At 62.5% G+C, this 15,202-nt stretch carries 16 protein-coding genes; 9 read left to right on the forward strand and 7 right to left on the reverse strand.

Translation table 11 applies throughout. From position 1 onward, the window contains the following. From ACNOHI_RS03425 to ccoG, 6 genes are all read left to right on the forward strand, one after another. On the forward strand, window positions 1–715 hold a 715-nt coding region (locus tag ACNOHI_RS03425), incomplete at its 5' end, for a uroporphyrinogen decarboxylase family protein (protein ID WP_420473248.1). Window positions 716–723: 8 nt separating this feature from the next. Then, complete coding sequence (locus ACNOHI_RS03430) at window positions 724–1,749, forward strand: FAD:protein FMN transferase (RefSeq protein WP_420473249.1); 1,026 nt, start codon at window positions 724–726, stop codon at window positions 1,747–1,749. Window positions 1,750–1,817: 68 nt separating this feature from the next. After that, window positions 1,818–2,345 carry a hypothetical protein gene (locus ACNOHI_RS03435; protein WP_420473250.1) on the forward strand — a complete coding sequence of 176 codons (528 nt, stop codon included), beginning with the start codon at window positions 1,818–1,820 and terminating at the stop codon, window positions 2,343–2,345. Further along, entirely contained in the window at window positions 2,326–3,117 is a 792-nt protein-coding gene (locus ACNOHI_RS03440) for a cytochrome c3 family protein (RefSeq protein WP_420473251.1), read from the forward strand. The genes ACNOHI_RS03435 and ACNOHI_RS03440 overlap by 20 nt, the downstream gene beginning before the upstream one ends. Continuing rightward, entirely contained in the window at window positions 3,114–3,674 is a 561-nt protein-coding gene (locus tag ACNOHI_RS03445; protein WP_420473252.1) for a hypothetical protein, read from the forward strand. Before ACNOHI_RS03440 ends, ACNOHI_RS03445 begins: the two co-directional genes overlap by 4 nt. Window positions 3,675–3,712: 38 nt before the next feature. Further along, window positions 3,713–5,119 (forward strand): cytochrome c oxidase accessory protein CcoG, encoded by a 1,407-nt coding sequence (gene ccoG, locus ACNOHI_RS03450; protein WP_420473253.1) that lies wholly within the window; start codon window positions 3,713–3,715, stop codon window positions 5,117–5,119. Window positions 5,120–5,132: 13 nt separating this feature from the next. Here the strand turns inward: ccoG and ACNOHI_RS03455 are convergent, their stop codons facing one another. From ACNOHI_RS03455 to ACNOHI_RS03485, 7 genes are all read right to left on the reverse strand, one after another. Beyond that, a complete protein-coding gene (locus ACNOHI_RS03455; RefSeq protein ID WP_420473254.1) occupies window positions 5,133–6,782 on the reverse strand; it encodes a methyl-accepting chemotaxis protein in 1,650 nt (549 codons plus the stop codon). A gap of 232 nt (window positions 6,783–7,014) precedes the next feature. Continuing rightward, on the reverse strand, window positions 7,015–7,713 hold the full coding sequence (locus tag ACNOHI_RS03460; RefSeq protein ID WP_420473255.1) for a PepSY-associated TM helix domain-containing protein: 699 nt from the start codon (window positions 7,711–7,713) through the stop codon (window positions 7,015–7,017). A gap of 3 nt (window positions 7,714–7,716) precedes the next feature. Further along, window positions 7,717–8,409, reverse strand: coding sequence for a DUF4198 domain-containing protein (locus ACNOHI_RS03465; protein ID WP_420473256.1), 693 nt, complete (start codon window positions 8,407–8,409; stop codon window positions 7,717–7,719). 18 nt (window positions 8,410–8,427) lie between these two features. After that, on the reverse strand, window positions 8,428–10,539 hold the full coding sequence (locus tag ACNOHI_RS03470) for a TonB-dependent receptor (RefSeq protein WP_420473257.1): 2,112 nt from the start codon (window positions 10,537–10,539) through the stop codon (window positions 8,428–8,430). 272 nt (window positions 10,540–10,811) lie between these two features. Further along, complete coding sequence (locus tag ACNOHI_RS03475) at window positions 10,812–11,228, reverse strand: ExbD/TolR family protein (protein ID WP_420473258.1); 417 nt, start codon at window positions 11,226–11,228, stop codon at window positions 10,812–10,814. 10 nt (window positions 11,229–11,238) lie between these two features. Then, window positions 11,239–11,949: a MotA/TolQ/ExbB proton channel family protein gene (locus ACNOHI_RS03480; protein ID WP_420473259.1), complete on the reverse strand. Its 711-nt coding sequence runs from the start codon at window positions 11,947–11,949 to the stop codon at window positions 11,239–11,241. A gap of 13 nt (window positions 11,950–11,962) precedes the next feature. Continuing rightward, window positions 11,963–12,670, reverse strand: coding sequence for an energy transducer TonB (locus tag ACNOHI_RS03485; protein WP_420473260.1), 708 nt, complete (start codon window positions 12,668–12,670; stop codon window positions 11,963–11,965). 409 nt (window positions 12,671–13,079) lie between these two features. Between ACNOHI_RS03485 and ACNOHI_RS03490 the strand changes: the two genes are divergently transcribed. From ACNOHI_RS03490 to ACNOHI_RS03500, 3 genes are all read left to right on the forward strand, one after another. Further along, window positions 13,080–13,607: a TonB-dependent receptor domain-containing protein gene (locus tag ACNOHI_RS03490; protein ID WP_420473261.1), complete on the forward strand. Its 528-nt coding sequence runs from the start codon at window positions 13,080–13,082 to the stop codon at window positions 13,605–13,607. A 153-nt stretch (window positions 13,608–13,760) separates the two neighbouring features. Then, the gene (locus ACNOHI_RS03495; protein ID WP_420473262.1) at window positions 13,761–14,609 is read left to right on the forward strand and encodes a 3-hydroxybutyryl-CoA dehydrogenase; all 849 of its coding nucleotides are present in this window, start codon (window positions 13,761–13,763) and stop codon (window positions 14,607–14,609) included. Window positions 14,610–14,759: 150 nt separating this feature from the next. After that, window positions 14,760–15,161 (forward strand): GFA family protein, encoded by a 402-nt coding sequence (locus tag ACNOHI_RS03500; protein ID WP_420473263.1) that lies wholly within the window; start codon window positions 14,760–14,762, stop codon window positions 15,159–15,161. The last annotated feature ends 41 nt before the right edge of the window (window positions 15,162–15,202 follow it).

Here is a 15,202-nt window from a genome sequence, read left to right on the forward strand (position 1 = left end):
GATCCGCACCGAACTGAACGGCCGCGTGCCGCTGATCGGTTTCTCCGGCAGCCCCTGGACGCTGGCCTGCTACATGGTCGAAGGCGGCGGCTCGGACGACTACCGCAAGGTCAAGACGATGCTGTACAACCGCCCGGACCTGATGCACCACATCCTGCGCACCAATGCGGCGGCGGTCGCGGCCTACCTGAACGCGCAGATCGATGCCGGCGCGCAGGCCGTGATGATTTTCGATTCCTGGGGTGGCGCCCTGGCCGACGGCGTGTACCAGCGTTTCTCGCTGGCCTACATGCGTGACGTGGTATCGCAGCTCAAGCGCGAGCACGACGGCGTGAAGATCCCGGCCATCGTGTTCACCAAGGGCGGCGGCCTGTGGCTGGAAGAGATTGCCGACATCGGCGCCGATGCGGTGGGCCTGGACTGGACGGTCAACCTGGGCCAGGCGCGCGAGCGCGTGGGCCACAAGGTGGCCTTGCAGGGCAACCTGGACCCGAACGTGCTGTTTGCCGGACCGGAGCAGATCCGCGATGAAGTGGCCAAGCTGCTGGACTCGTACGGCAAGCCGTCCGCGGGCCACGGCCACGTGTTCAACCTCGGTCATGGCATTTCGCAATTCACGCCGCCGGAATCGGTTTCCGTGCTGGTGGAAGCGGTGCATGAGATGAGCCGGGCCATGCGTGACGGCAGCGCCGATCTGAAGGTCGCCAACAGCTGATGTCTTCCATGCGCGCGTTTCGTTCCCTGCTGGCATTCTCGTTGTTGCTCCTGCTTGTCGCATGCAGCCGTAACGAGACGACCTACCGTACCAAGGGGGAAGTATTCGGCACGGTGGTCGATGTCAGCATCTACGGGGAATCCGAGGCGCGCGCGAACCAGCTTGGCGAGCGCGTGATGGAAGAGTTCGGCCGCCTGCACAAGAAGTTCCATGCATGGAAGCCGAGCGAGCTTACCGCGCTCAATGACGCCATCGCCAAAGGCGAGTCCTACCAGGCCGACGCCGAAATGGTGGATCTGCTGAAGGCGGCGACGAAACTCGCGGAAGAGTCCGACCACACCTTCAATCCCGCGGTCGGACGCCTGATCCGGCTGTGGGGATTCCAGACCAGCGACATCCGTCCGCAGGGACCGCCGAAGGAAGAGATCCAGCGCCTGGTGGATGCAAAGCCGCGCATGTCCGACCTCGTCTTCGAGGGCACGAAGATTTCCAGTCGCAATCCGCTCGTCATGCTCGACCTAGGCGGTTATGCCAAGGGCTATGCGCTGGACCGCGCCGCGCAGATCCTGCGCGCGGAAGGCGTGAAGGCTGCGTTGATCAATGTCGGCGGCAACCTGCTGGCGATCGGGCAGCCGGGCAACCGGCTGTGGACGGTCGGCATCCAGGACCCGCGCGGCTCGGGCATGATCGCTACCATCGAGCTGCGCGACGGCGAAGCGGTCGGCACCAGCGGTGATTACCAGCGCTACTTCATGAAGGACGGCAAGCGCCACGCGCACATCATCGATCCGCGCACCGGGCAGACGGTCGATCATGTCGCCGCAGTCACCATCATCACCTCCGGCGGCAAGGATGCGGGGACGCGCTCGGACGGCTATACCAAACCGCTGTTCGTCGTCGGGCCGGAAAATTGGCAGGCGATGGCCGACCGGCTTGGCCTGAAGGAAGTGATGCTGATCGATACAAAAAAGAATGTGGTGATCACGCCGGCCATGCGCGAGCGGCTGGCGGCGGTCAAAGCACACAACGGATAAGACCGGGTGCGCAAGGCGCACACAGGGCAGCAACGAGCAAGAGTGTGGACGACAGGGAGGAGTCCGCAATGCGTAATGAACCTCTGATTTTTTTCCACCTCAAGCTGGTGGCAAAGATCAGCCTGGGCGTCGGCACCGTAGCCGTGCTGTCCCTGCTGATCTCGCTGTTGCTCATCTCCGGTCCGACGGACGAGACCTATTCGGCGATCATCCGCAGCAACAGCATGACGAACGACAACCTCGGCAAGGTCATGCTCACCATCGGGTTGATGCTGGTGGCGATCGCGGGCGTCATTACCTGGCTGATCACGCTGTACAGCAGCTTCCGTATCGTCGGTCCTTTGTATCGATTCACGCAGAACCTCAAGCTCGCCGGCACCAGCGATTTTTCCCGGCTGATCGAACTGCGCAAGGGTGATGCGCTGCGGGACCAGTCAGCCAATATTATGATGGCGGTTTCCTCGCTGCGCGACCACTATGCAACGGTGGAGCAGGTGGCGGAAGAGGCACTCGCGGCGTTCGAGCAGGGCGACGCCACTGCGTACACGGATGCCGTCGCACGGCTCAAGGCGCTTGATGACCAGGTACGCCTTTAAATTCATTGCGCTGCTCGCGCTGGCCATGCTTGCGGCAGGTTCGCTGCTGCACGCTTCCCTGACCGGCACGGGACAGACACACCTTCAAAAAGAAGATTGCGCCGCCTGCCATCTTGGCGGTCGGGACGTCACGCCGCAGCAGGCAGGCATGCTGCTCGGCAGCCAGGAGGCCCTGTGCGGCAAGTGCCATCCGGCGGCGATCAAGGTCAGTCATCCCAGCGGATTCGCACCCAAGGCGAAAATTCCCGACGGCTACCCGCTCGACTGGAAGGGGGATCTCACGTGCAGCACTTGCCATGATGTCCATGGGAAATCGCCTGGCCTCATGCGCGGCACCAAGGCCGGCAAGGAACTGTGCTTTTCCTGCCACGACACGGCATTTTTCCGCAAGATGCGCGACGGCGGCGCCTCCCTGATGGTCGGCCATCTGGCGCGGGCGAGCGACGTCAGTGCCCCGTCAATGGACGTGTACACGCGGCAGTGCATGGAATGCCACGGCAACAACGGCGACCCGCGCCTCAATACCAAGGTCGACCGCAACAGCATCGCCCGTCACGCCGGCGGCCAGATCAATCATCCGGTGGGTGTCGATTACCAGAAGGCCTCCACCTTCGGGGGCTATCGTCCGCGCAAGACGGTCGAGAAGAAAATCCTGCTGCCGGGCGGCCTGGTCAGCTGCGTGTCCTGCCACCAGGCCTACCAGAAAGACCACGGCAAGCTGGTGGTCACCGTTGAACATTCCAAGCTCTGTTACGAGTGCCACGACATATGATTCCGATTTCAGCCGATGACCGCCGCCGGACCTTCTATGTCGACCACATCATGCAGAAGTGGCTGCTGGTTGCGCTGGTCGTCCTCGAGTGCACACTGACGGCGCTTGCCATCTGGGGGCTGTATGCCTCGTTGAACGAGATCATTGAACGCAACACCTATCGCATCCATTTTTCGCCCGACGACAACATGCTGCGCGATTTTTTCATCGACGGCGCGAAAATCCTGATTGGCACCGGTATCGTCAACCTCACGGCCATCATCATCGCGGACCGGATCTGGGCGTGGTACGTGAAGAGCATTGTCCGCAGCCTCGACAAGGTGATGCTGGCGGCACAGCGTCTCGACCTGACCGCGCAGCGCGGCGTCAAGCGCACCCACGTCGTGCTGGACCGTGTGCTTCGCTGGCAGCGCGCGGAAGGGCTGCGCCTGCGCCGCATCCGCCATTCCGTTCGCCACTTGCCGGACACGCTTCCCGAGACACCCGAGGAACGGGCTGCCGTGCTGTCGCACCTGCGCATGGTCCGCGATCGCGGCGCGCACCCTCTCGGCGAGTAGACGTACCTGCCGTGGTCTTCCACGGCGGCCCCAAGCAGATGCAACCAGAACGCTCGTCCTCCGTCGTCCACATGTATGCCCCGCGCAAGAAGATTTACGTGCGGGAGGTGAGCGGCCGGTTCACGCGCTGGCGCTGGCTGTGCGTCTGGCTGACGCAGATCGTCTACTACGGTTTGCCCTGGTTGACGTGGAACGGTCGACCGGCCGTGCTGTTCGATTTGGCGGCGCGCAAGTTCTATCTCTTCGGCATCGTGCTGTGGCCGCAGGACTTCATCTACCTGGCGGGCATGCTGATGATCTGCGCCTGCCTGCTGTTTTTGCTGAGCGCCATCGCGGGCCGGGTGTGGTGCAGCCTTGCTTGCCCGCACACCGTGTACACCGAGATCTTCATGTGGATCGAGCACAAGATCGAGGGCAACCGCAGCGCGCGCATCCGGCTCGACAAGCAGCCGCTTTCACCCGGCAAGTTCGTGCGCAAGGCCGCCAAGCATGCGGCATGGATCGTCGTTGCCCTGTGGACAGGTATCACGCTGGTGGCCTACTTCACGCCGATGCGCACCTTGCTGCAGGAGATCGCAAGCGCCGGCCTCGGGCCGTGGCAGGCGTTCTGGATGCTTTTCTACAGCGGCTTCGCATACATGAATGCCGGGTGGATGCGCGAGCAGATCTGCCAGTATCTGTGCGCCTATGCGCGCTTCCAGAGCGTGATGTTCGATCGCGATACGCTGCTTATCACCTATGACGAGAGCCGGGGCGAGCCGCGCGGGGCGAGGCGCACATGGCGCGCGGGCGCCGGGCCGAAGCTTGGCGATTGCATCGACTGCACGTTGTGCGTGCAGGTCTGTCCGGCGGGGATCGATATCCGCGACGGCCTGCAGTTCGAGTGCATCGACTGCGCCGCCTGCGTGGACGCCTGCGACGGCGTGATGGACAAGGTTGGGGCGCCGCGCGGCCTGATTCGCTATGCGACCGAGAACGCCATGCGCTTCGGACTGTCATTGCGGGAGGTCCGCCGCCGCATCGCCCGTCCGCGCGTGCTGGCCTACGCCTGCATCCTGGGAAGCGCGGCGGCGGTGTACTTCGGAACGCTGGCAACGCGCACGCCGGTAAAAGTCGACGTCATTCTCGATCGCAGCGCCATGGGCAGGGAAGTGGAAGGTGGCGCGATCGAGAACGTCTACCTCCTGCAGGTCATGAATACCGACGAGCATGCCCGCGGCTTCCGCCTCACCGTATCGGGCATGGATTCCCTCCAGCTCGTGTCCGATGACGAAATCCGCGTTGCCGCGGTCAGCACGCGTTCCGTCCCTGTTCGCGTGCGTGTTGCGCCGGGCAGCGGCAACATCGGGACGAACCCTATCCGCTTCGCGCTTGCCTCGCTCGACGATCCCGGCATCCGGATCGAGGAGCCGTCAGTATTCCTCGTGCCTCGCGTGCGTCCGTAACTGCCTGCGCCGCCTAAGCGGCGTCGGCGGCCGGTTTGCCTTGCACGATGCGCAGCTGCGGGGCAGGACGCCGGAACGATGCCAGGGAGAGTGTGCCCTCCGGCGCACCGGCATGCACCGCCTCTCCGGACAGGCCGCCCTTCAGCTTGAAAGCGCCGACGATCTGTTCCAGGTGGCTTGCGCGGTCTTGCAGCGCTTGTGCCGCTGCTGCCGCTTTTTCCACCAGGGCCGCGTTCTGCTGTGTGACATCGTCGATCTCCATGACCGCGCGGTTGACCTGCTCGATGCCGGAAGTCTGGTCACCGCTTGCGTCCGCGATTTCGCCCATGACATTCGTCACCTGCCGGATGCTGTCAACGATGGCCGACATGGTAGCGCCGGCGTCATGAACGAGCTTCGTGCCGGCATTCACCTTGTCGACCGAGTCGTCGATCAGGGCTTTCACTTCCTTGGCCGCCGCAGCGGATCGTTGCGCGAGGCTGCGCACTTCGGCGGCAACCACAGCGAAGCCGCGTCCCTGTTCGCCCGCGCGGGCCGCTTCCACCGCAGCATTCAGCGCGAGGATGTTGGTCTGGAAGGCAATGCCGTCGATCACGCTGATGATGTCGACAATCCTGCGTGAGGCATCGTTGATGGCATCCATTGTCTGCACAACCTGTGCAACGACTTCCCCTCCCTTGAGGGCGACTTCCGAGGCGCTCATGGCGGTCCGGTTCGCATGCAGGGCATTATCGGCATTCTGCTTGACCGTGGTGGTCAGTTCTTCCATGGACGAGGCCGTTTCCTCCAGCGAGCTGGCCTGCGACTCGGTGCGGACAGCCAGGTCCCGGTTGCCGGTGGCGATTTCATCCGATGCGACGAAGATGGCGTCAGTGCCTTCGCGCACATGCGTCACGATCCTGACCAGGCTGTCGTTCATGTCCTTGAGCGCCTGGAGCAGCCGTCCGGTTTCATTGGTAGTCCTGACGTCGATGTCCTGGGTCAGGTCGCCTTCGGCAATCCCGCGCGCGATCCTGACGCCATCTTCCAGGGGCTGCGTAACGACTTTGCGGATGAACGGGTAGATGACCATCAGCACCGGGATGCACGTGATGATCGCGGCGAGGATGGATTTCCAGCGCTGCTCCGCGACGATGGCATTGACGTCGTCCAGCGAAATTTTCATGCTGACGACGCCAAGCACGGTGTTTTCCGACACCTGGTGGCATGCCACGCAATCCTTGCCGAGATAGTTCTTCCTGGCGAGGGCGGGGCGCACCGCCCGCAGGTATTCGCCCTTGCCGTCGGATTCCACCTGGACGATTTCCTTGCCGTTCTGCAGGACCTTCTGCTCGAGCGAGTCAGGCACCTGCTGCCCCGGCGCCTGCCCGAAAATCCTGCTGACGCTGTCGGCACGGATCACGCGGACGTCGCGCACGGTATTGAGCTGCTTGACCTGGTCGAGGAAGACGTCGCGCTGCTTGACGGTGCCGGTCACCATCATGCCTGTGAGCCCGGCCATCGTCGCCTCATGCATGCTGACGGAAAAGCCGCGCGCCTGCTGGATGGCCGTTCCGCGGTACACATGGTTTTGCCAGACGATGACGGCCGTCCAGACGACAAGGAGAGCGGCCCCGATGGTGAGCAGGAGCTGCACCCAGATTTTCATGTTGGAGAGACGCATGATGCACATCCTTTCTGACGATGCAGATAAGCGAATGCGGGCAATGGTGCCGGTTGCGGCACGCCATGCGCGTCTCTTGCCAGGTGTCCGACTGCATGGCTGCCTCCGGACGATGCATAGTGTTAGTGTGGATGCCGCAAAGACAGAGAGGGAATGATCTGGAACAAGTTTTTCCAGATTCGGGAAGGGCGATTGCGAGTGGGGGCGCCGGGCGAAACGGCCCGGCGCTGGATCAGACGGACCACATGAAGCAGAGCGCGCCGATGAGGGCGCCAACGCTGGTCATGACTGCGATGGTGCGGACGGTGTGCAGTTGTGTCCAGAGCAGCAGGCCGGTGATCGACAGCAGGATCATGCCGCCGGCAATCGTATCCGACAGCAGCACCCAGAACGCATTGACCCCGATCGACATGTGCAGGCGTGTCAGCGTGCCGATCGGCGTCGCATCGACCTGGTCGAGTTTCACGAAGCGGTTGCCGACGAAATATTCCGCGGTCACCCCCCGCTCCGGACGGGTGAGGGTGACGCTCCATCGTTCCGGTTGACGGACCTCGCGGTCGGCCCATACGACGGTCTTGGGCGGCTGGGTCTTGATGACGGCCGGCGAAGCAGGAATGAAGTTCAGTTCCTGCTGCAGCCAGGCGGACAATTCTTCCGGCTTCGCGAAGCCGCGTTCCGGAAGGTTGACCTGGACAGTGTTCTGCACCGTTTTCTCGACCGGAATCTTCATGATTGCCCGGTGATTCAGCAGGAATCCGGTCACGCCGAACAGCAGGCCGAGTACAGCGCCCCACAAACCGACATAAAGGTGCGTCTTGCGCAGCCAGGTCAGGAAAATGGCGCGCCTGCTGCGCTTGCGCACCGCAGGCTGCACTCCCTGCGGCGCCGTGGCTGTCGTATCGAGGGTGCGGCTGTACGTATCGGCCTTCATCGCTTACTCCATCGGATGCTTCGGTGGAACGGCCGGGCCCGGATCGGTGCCGTCGGTCTTCACGAAGGTATAGGTGAAGTGGCTGCGGATGTTGTCGTACTTCTTGCCGCCGAACTCGCCGGGCGTCTTGTCCACGTGCAGCACATGCAGCACGTACTGCCCGCGCCACGGCGTGTTGATCTGCACGATACCGTTCGCATCGGTCGTGTGTTCCTGCATCCAGGTGTTGGGTGCAATCACCTCAAGCTTCGCATCCTTGAGCGGCTGGCCGCGGTACAGGATGGCAAAGGCATTCGGTCCCTGCGCCTGCACGTCAAGAGGCAGGGTGGCCGTCGTGCTGGCCGCCTGGCCGGTGCGCGCGTAGTAGTTGGGCTTGGCGATGCCAAGGTTGTTCTTGCTCAGATCACGCACCTCCAGCGACTCTTCCGCAACAAGAACGGTCCCGGCCTTGCCGCCGATCGCGATATGGTCCGCTGTACGGGTGAGGGCTGCAGCGGCCTTGCTACCGCCGTCAGCGGTGAATGCCTGCGGGCCCTTGATGTTGTCGAGCTTGCCCGGGCTCTTTTCTTTGAGCATGACTTCTGCTTCGCCGAAATACAGCTTGGCGCCGCCTTCGCCGGATTCGATCCAGAGGTAATGGGCCTGCGCGGCGCCGCATGCCAGCAGGGCTGCGAGTGCGATGGTCAGTTTTTTCATCGGTTTTCCTTGTTATGTTCAGAACTTGTAGCGTGCAGTCAGCTGCACGGCACGCGGCGAGCCCGGCAGGTTCAGGTTGGGCGAGGTGCCATGGCCCGAAACGATGTACTCGCGGTCGAAAATGTTCATCACATTCAGCGTCAGGTCGAGGCTGCCCATACGGTAATAGGCCATGGCATCCACGGTGGTGTAAGCGGGCAGGGTGACGGTGTTGCCCGGATTGGCGAAGCGGTCGGCGACATAGTTGACGCCGGCGCCGGCGCCGAAGCCGCCGCCCAGCGCCTTCGTCACCCACAGGTTGGCCGCGTGCTTGGGCGTCAGCGTGGCGCGCTTGCCCTGCACCGGCTGGCCGGCGTCGCGGGCGATCGAGGACGTGACCTTGGCGTCAAGGTAGGAATATCCAGTCCAGACCTGCCAGCCCTGGGAGAGGTCGCCGGTGAAGGTCAGCTCGAGGCCGTCCGTGCGCTGCGTGCCGATCGGGATCAGGCGGTTGGTCACCGGATCGGTCGACTTGATATTGGTGCGCTCCAGACGGAACAGCGAAGCGGTGGCGGATGCCTTGCCGTCGAGGAAGTCGAATTTCGCGCCAACCTCCTTGTTGGTGGTTTCTTCCGGTGCGATCTGGGCGTTGTTGGCTGCCAGCGGGAACGCTTCCCCGGAGGGCTGGAAGGACTTGCTGAACGATGCGTAGTACGACTGCGCGAGCGTCGGCTGGTACACAAGACCGGCGCGCGGGCTCCAGGCGGTATCGGTGCGGCTCAGGTTCGGCTGGCCGACGCGGCGTTCCTGCGTTTCCTGTTCGAAGTTGTCGTAGCGGACGCCGACCAGCGCCTTCCACTTGTCCGACAGCGTCACCAGGTCCTGCACGTACGCGCCGGCAGTCTTCAGGATGCCGAAGTTGTCGGTCGAGGGCGCGGCGGTCACCGTGAACGGCAGCACGGGGTTGACGGGGTTGAACAGGGACACGGTGGCGATGTTGTTCTGCGTACGGAAGAACTGGTCCTTGTCCTGCTTGCCGAATTCCACGCCGTACAGAATCTGGTGCGCCATGCCGGCGATATTCGCCTTCTGCACCAGTTCGGTCTGGTTGAAGAAGCCGTCTTCGTCGCGCTGCACATTGCTGCGGTTGAGCGATGCGGTGAGCGCGGCTTCATTGACCGCGCCGACCAGCGTGTTGTTGCGGTCGAGCGAATACGTATAGCGGCGGAAGGCATTACGGAGGGACAGCGTGTCGCTGAACTTGTGATCAAGCGTGAAACCGAAGGCGTTCACGTCGGATTGCGAATAATCGTTGGCCTTCGCATTGGCCGCGCCATAGTAGGTGTTCGACGGAACGCCGACCGGGGTGCCGCGGTAGGCGGGGATGCCGAAATCGGTGACGCGGCGGTCTTTCAGGTACTCTGCCTGCAGCAGCAGTTTGGTCTGGTTGGTCAGCTTGAAGGACAGGGAAGGGGAAATGGCTTCGCGCTCGAGGAATTGCTGGTCGCGATAGCTGTCCGCGCGCTCGATGGCGCCGGTAACGCGGAAGGCCACGCCGCTGTCCTCGAGGTTGCGTGCGACATCGAATTCGCCGCGACGCTGGCCCCAGCTGCCGACAGTGAGGCCAACTTCATTCTTGTCGATGCCGGGCTTTTTCGTGATGCGGTTGATGAGGCCGCCCGAGGAGCCGCGGCCGTAAAGCACCGATGCCGGTCCCTTGATCACTTCCACCTGTTCGGTATTCGACAGGTCGCGGAAATACATGGCGTCGTCGCGCAGTCCGTCGATGAACTGGTCGGCAATCGCGGTGAAGCCGCGGATGGTCACCTGGTCGCGCTGGCCATCGCCGTGCGACAGGCCGATGCCCGGCACCATCTTCATCACGTCCTGCATGGAGTTCGCGCCCTGGTCGCGCAGCAGGGTTTGCGGCACCACGTTCACGGTCTGAGGGATGTCGCGCAGCGGCGCTTCGATCTTGGTGGCACTGGACGCCGTCGGCGGGTTGAAGGTCTGCGGCACCTCGCGGCTGCTCTTGACCTTTACTTCGGGGAGGTCTGCGTCAGCCGCCTTGGTTTGTGCGAATGCGGGAGCGGCGAGATGTTGTAGAGCGAGCGCCACCAGGAGCGCCAGCTTGGTCTTCTTCATGTTCATGTTTTGGTTTTAGGTGAAGAGGCTGGCTGGGACGGGGCCTGGCTGGCGATTAAAGGGAAAATCTTTTAGTGCAAACGGTATCCTCGTGAGCTACAGCATGGCCGCGGGCGGGACAGGCTGTTTCACTTCCCCGCTTTCTTCCCCCGTCATTCCCGCGAAGGCGGGAATCCATAGGCAGGTCGCCGAAGCAACCTCAGTATGGATTCCCGCCTTCGCGAGAATGACGGGGTGTTGAAGGTCAAGAATCAATCGTTCCTGCCCGCGAGCAATCGTTACTTGCCCTGCGGATCAGTCACGAATCCAATTTTGCCAAGTCCACCCGATTGCGCAGCCGACATCACTTGCGCGATCTTTTCATACTGCGTCGTGCGTTCCGCGTGCAGGTGCAGCTCCGGCTGCGGTTCCTTCTGCGCCGCGGCGGCGATACGGTTCTTCAGTTCGCCGTCATCGATCACCTCGTTGTTCCAGAACACCTTGCCCTGCGCGTCGATCGAGAGGTTGATGTTTTCCGGCTTGGTCTCGTTCGGCTGGCTGGTCGCGCGCGGCAGGTCCAGCTTCACGTTGTGGTTCATCACCGGCACGGTGATGATGAAGATGATCAGCAGCACCAGCATCACGTCGACCAGCGGCGTGGTGTTGATCTCGGGATTGAAATCGTCTTCGGAATCGGACAGGGAGCCCATTGCCATGATGCGCTCCTTACTTGCTGACGGCGACCAGCTTCGCGCCTTCGGTCTGCTCGGCGCGGGCGCCGGTGACGAAGAGGGCGTGGAGGTCGAAGCCAAACTTGTTCATCTTGGCGATGATCGCCTTGTTGCCGCGCACCAGGGCGTTGTAGCCGAAGGTAGCGGGGATGGCGACGGCAAGGCCGAGCGCCGTCATGATCAGTGCTTCGCCGACCGGACCGGCGACCTTGTCGATGCTGGCCTGGCCTGCCGTGCCGATGGATACCAGCGCGTGATAGATGCCCCATACCGTGCCGAACAGGCCGACGAACGGTGCGCTCGAGCCGACCGAGGCCAGCACTGCCATGCCGGTCTGCAGCTTGCCGGCGGCTTCGTCGATGGCCTGGCGCAGCGACAGCGTGACCCAGTCGCTGACGGAAAGCTGGTCGTGCAGGTGGCCCTTGTGGGCGTTATGGTGGCGCATGGCCACGACGCCGGCGTTGGCGATCTCGGCGAAGGGATTGTCCTTGCCAAGTGCGGTAAGGCCTTCGTTCACGCTGGTGGTATCCCAGAATTCATGTCCCGCTGCCTTGCCGGCGCGGCCGTAGCGCCACAGTTGCAGCGCCTTGGTGACGATCACGTACCAGGAAGCGATCGACATCGCGATCAGCAGGAAGGCAACGCCCTTGGTGACGAAGTCGCCTTGGGTCCACAGGGTTTCGAGTCCGTACGGGCTTGATTGCATGATGAGTCCTAAGTTAGTTATCCAGTTGGAATCGGATCGGGACGATGGCATACGCGGGAACCGGTTTGCCGTCTTCCATGAAAGGTTTGAACATCGCGCGCAGGACAGCCTGGCGCGCCGCTTCATCCAGCCGCGCGGAACCGGAGCTCTGCTGCACGTCGACGCGCTCCGGGCGGCCCTTGTCATTGACCAGCACGCGCAGCACGGCCTTGCCTTCCTCGCCCATGCGGCGGGAGACCGGCGGATAGTCGGGTTGCGGGGCTCTCAGGTATTCAATGCCCGAGGTCACGGTCTTCGGAAGCGCCGGGGCGGCCGGTGCCGGCGGGGCGGAAACGACCGGCGGTGCGGGTTCTGCCGGAGCGGGCGGGGCAGGAGGAGCGGGCGGTGCGGTAATAGCGTTCTGCGAGGGTGTCGTATTGACGACGGGTACGGGCGGACGCGGCGCCACCTGCTTTTTGACGACGGGGACGGTTTTCGGCTTTTCCGGCGCGGGTTGGGGCTTCGGCGGCTCGGGTTTGACCTGCGGTTGCGGGGTGATGAATCTCACCGTGACTTCACGCGGCAAGGCTTCGGCCGCCTTGCGCAGCAGGCCGCTTTGCAGCGCATAGAAAAAAGCGACGTGCAGCAGGATGATCGCGCCCAGCGGGCCGATGCGACGCAACGGCTGCCAAATGTGGGCAGCAAGCGCGGACGGGGCGGGGCGCATGGCAGCGGCCGTCATGCTGCCTTGGCGGCGCCAATACGCGCGCGATTCAGTTCTGTCTGTGCGGATGCACATCCATGGGTAGCCATGTCACGTTCCTTGGACTGTTTTTCGTGGCTGGCTACCGTCGAGCGCGAGGCTCGCGGATGGCTGGCTGGGGATGCAGGGCTGTTCTCATCACTTTGTATCCAAAGTGTAAATGAGAACAATTCGTATTTGCATTATTGACGATCCAGCTCAAGAATGCAATGGATTCCAGTTGTAAATGAGAATTATTCGTATTAATATGCGCCCAATGTTGATTTCCGGTAACGCGCGTGCGTGATCAGGAGGTCAAATCCGAGACACCTCGCCAGCCACTCGACGCTTCCCGCGCTGCCAGCCAGCCAACGCAGCTTCGTGCCGCAGTCCGAATTCTTAGCGATCTTTGCTGCTGCAAGCCGCGTACTTCGACATCAAGCGCCCGTCCACCACGACGACCGGCAACGTCTTCATGATGAACGGCCTGGCGCACTACAAGGGCGTCGAGCTGGCCGCCAGCGTCGAAGTGACCAAGCAGCTTTCCCTCATCGCCTCGACGGTCTTCATGAATGCGAAGCAGCTGAACGCCGCCAGCGCATCGACCTTCGGCAAGGTGCCGGAGAACACGCCTGAGCGTACCGCCAGCCTTTTCGCGGAATATCGCCTGCAGGACGTGCCCGGCCTGGCCCTGAGCGGCGGGCTGTACTACGTCGGCAAGCGCGCCGTCGACAACGCCAACCAGGCCTTCATCGACAGCTACGCTACTGCTTCGCTCGGTGCGCGCTACACGACGAAGGTGGCCGGCAAGCGCAGCACCTTCCAGGCCGTCGTGGACAACGTCACCGACAAGGACTACTGGTCGACCGCGGGCAACGGCCTGCTCGGCGTGGGTCTCCCGCGCACGCTGAAGCTGACCGCAAAGATGGAGTTCTGATTCCCGCTTTTCCATGAGCATCCGGTCCTCAGTGCCGGCTTTTCCCGGATGGATCTTCCCAGGCCCATCCGGGATTCTTTTTTGTGCCGCTGCATCTATGGACAAGCGGGCAGAGCTGCACCGCGGATTTTTTCTCGCGAGCAAAGGAAAGCCATGAACATTCAGACTTTGGGCATCATCGGCGCTGGCCAGATGGGCAACGGCATTGCACAGGTTTGCGCAACGGCAGGCATCAAGGTGGTCATGTGCGACATCAACGCCGCCGCCGTACAACGCGGCATCGACACGGTGTCGGCCAACCTCGACCGGCTGATCAAGAAGGACAAGCTGCTTGCGGCCGACAAGCAGCCCATCATCGACCGCATCCACGGGACGACGGATCTCGGCGCACTCGCGCAATCGGACTTCATCGTCGAAGCCGCCACCGAAAACCTCGAACTCAAGAAAAACATCCTGAAGGACATCGACGCCCTCGCAAAGCCGGGCGCGATCATCGCAACCAATACCTCGTCGATTTCCATTACACGTCTGGCGGCGACCGTGTCACGTCCGCAGCAGTTCGTCGGCATGCACTTCTTCAATCCGGTGCCGGTGATGGCGCTGGTGGAAGTGATTCGCGGCATCCAGACCAGCGACGAGACGTACGCAGCGACCGAAGCCCTGGCGCGGCGCGTGGGCAAGACGCCGATTGCAGTGAAAAATTCCCCCGGTTTCGTCGTCAACCGCGTCCTCGTGCCAATGATCAACGAAGCGGCCTTCGTGCTGCAGGAGGGACTGGCCAAGGCGGAGGAGATCGACTCGGGCATGCAGCTCGGGGCCAATCATCCGATTGGGCCGTTGGCGCTGGCGGATCTCATCGGGCTGGATACCTGCCTGGCGGTGATGGAGGTGCTGTACAGGGAGTTCAATGATCCGAAGTACCGGCCCGCGCCGCTGTTGCGGGAGATGGTGGATGCGGGGTATTTGGGGAGGAAGGCGAAGAGGGGGTTTTATACGTATTGAGAATGGGCTGCAGGAGGGGCGACGGCTATTGCGGTTGTCCTTCCCACGCCAGACCACGTTGGTCGCTTGTGATATTGTTCATCGGAATTCGTCATCGACATCTTCTGACGCTGGTCATGCTTGCGCTGTAACGAGGGGAGGAACTAGATCATGATGAAAACCTACCATGGCAGCTGTCACTGCGGCGCCGTTACCTTCGACGCCGAACTCGACCTCACCCAGAGTACCTACCGCTGCAACTGCTCGATCTGCAGGCGTACGCGTTTCTGGCCGGCGATTGCCAAGGCGGATGGATTTCGCCTGTTGACTGGCGAGACCGACCTGACGAAATACGTGTTCAATACCCGCAAGAACCACCATTATTTCTGCAAGCACTGCGGAGTCCGCGCGTTTGGCATCGGGAACGAAACGCCGATCGGAAAGATGGTCGGCGTCAATGTCATGTGCCTGGAAGGCGTGTCGGAAGAGGAGCTGTCAAGGGTGCCGATTACCTATGTCGACGGCTTGCACGATAACTGGCAGAACGCGCCGGTTTTCTACAGCCATTTGTAGGGACGGCCGGCGAAACGCGGTCCAGGATTCAAAGGCATAAT

The sequence above is a fragment of the Noviherbaspirillum sp. ST9 genome (assembly GCF_048799745.1).
In the GTDB taxonomy this organism is placed as follows: Bacteria; Pseudomonadota; Gammaproteobacteria; order Burkholderiales; family Burkholderiaceae_D; genus Noviherbaspirillum.

What these genes read in the sequence shown, in the direction of transcription:
- ACNOHI_RS03430 (WP_420473249.1), top strand. Translation starts at nt 724, where the DNA reads ATGCGCGCGTTTCGTTCCCTGCTGGCATTCTCGTTGTTGCTCCTGCTT.
- ACNOHI_RS03435 (WP_420473250.1), top strand. Translation starts at nt 1,818, where the DNA reads ATGCGTAATGAACCTCTGATTTTTTTCCACCTCAAGCTGGTGGCAAAG.
- ACNOHI_RS03440 (WP_420473251.1), top strand. Translation starts at nt 2,326, where the DNA reads ATGACCAGGTACGCCTTTAAATTCATTGCGCTGCTCGCGCTGGCCATG.
- ACNOHI_RS03445 (WP_420473252.1), top strand. Translation starts at nt 3,114, where the DNA reads ATGATTCCGATTTCAGCCGATGACCGCCGCCGGACCTTCTATGTCGAC.
- ccoG (WP_420473253.1), top strand. Translation starts at nt 3,713, where the DNA reads ATGCAACCAGAACGCTCGTCCTCCGTCGTCCACATGTATGCCCCGCGC.
- ACNOHI_RS03455 (WP_420473254.1), bottom strand. Translation starts at nt 6,782, where the DNA reads ATGCGTCTCTCCAACATGAAAATCTGGGTGCAGCTCCTGCTCACCATC.
- ACNOHI_RS03460 (WP_420473255.1), bottom strand. Translation starts at nt 7,713, where the DNA reads ATGAAGGCCGATACGTACAGCCGCACCCTCGATACGACAGCCACGGCG.
- ACNOHI_RS03465 (WP_420473256.1), bottom strand. Translation starts at nt 8,409, where the DNA reads ATGAAAAAACTGACCATCGCACTCGCAGCCCTGCTGGCATGCGGCGCC.
- ACNOHI_RS03470 (WP_420473257.1), bottom strand. Translation starts at nt 10,539, where the DNA reads ATGAACATGAAGAAGACCAAGCTGGCGCTCCTGGTGGCGCTCGCTCTA.
- ACNOHI_RS03475 (WP_420473258.1), bottom strand. Translation starts at nt 11,228, where the DNA reads ATGGCAATGGGCTCCCTGTCCGATTCCGAAGACGATTTCAATCCCGAG.
- ACNOHI_RS03480 (WP_420473259.1), bottom strand. Translation starts at nt 11,949, where the DNA reads ATGCAATCAAGCCCGTACGGACTCGAAACCCTGTGGACCCAAGGCGAC.
- ACNOHI_RS03485 (WP_420473260.1), bottom strand. Translation starts at nt 12,670, where the DNA reads ATGACGGCCGCTGCCATGCGCCCCGCCCCGTCCGCGCTTGCTGCCCAC.
- ACNOHI_RS03495 (WP_420473262.1), top strand. Translation starts at nt 13,761, where the DNA reads ATGAACATTCAGACTTTGGGCATCATCGGCGCTGGCCAGATGGGCAAC.
- ACNOHI_RS03500 (WP_420473263.1), top strand. Translation starts at nt 14,760, where the DNA reads ATGATGAAAACCTACCATGGCAGCTGTCACTGCGGCGCCGTTACCTTC.